Below are 568 nucleotides of genomic sequence, written 5' to 3' on the forward strand. Positions count from 1 at the left end.
TGTAAAGTGCCACAACGGCGTGCCTTTATGTTTAACAAGTTCAAACTTATGTTTTATTTGTTGCGGTAGTTCTTTTAGTTTAAACGTTTTTTTACAGTGGTTGCACTCTACAATATTTGTTTTTCCAATAGGAAAAATAGGAATCCAATAAATGTAAAAGTATTTACCAAAAATACCATAATTCATTGATGTTTGGTTTTGGCAATTTGGGCATGTTACATGGTTTATTTGACCATTTTTTAATCGTGAAGCTTTTGTACCGTAAAAAATCATTTTAGTTGGTTGTGGTTAGTACTCAAATATAAGTAAATATAATATAAAGATTGTACGAATTATTTTAAAGCTTCTTCAATGGCATTGTCAAATAAATTGGCAAGCGTAATACCAGCTACGGCAGCTTGTTGCGGTAGTATGCTTTCTTTAGTTAAGCCAGGTACGGTATTTATTTCTAGTAAATGGGGTTCGCCATCTTTAAAAATATATTCACTTCTAGAAAAACCAGTCATTTTTAAAACATCATATACTTTAGCCGCTAAAACGGTTACTTTGTTTTCTTGGTCTTTAGTGA

Annotated in this window: 1 protein-coding gene and 1 pseudogene; both read right to left on the bottom strand. The window is 31.3% G+C overall.

Going from position 1 to position 568, the window contains the following annotated elements; genetic code table 11:
• Positions 1-273, bottom strand: a 273-nt coding sequence (locus FUA24_RS00075; RefSeq protein ID WP_148539566.1) for a zinc-ribbon domain-containing protein, incomplete at its 3' end; no start/stop codon positions are given.
• A 59-nt stretch (positions 274-332) separates the two neighbouring features.
• A pseudogene (locus tag FUA24_RS00080) lies at positions 333-568 on the bottom strand (D-alanine--D-alanine ligase); the annotation flags it as partial.

It is taken from the genome of Seonamhaeicola marinus, assembly GCF_008085455.1.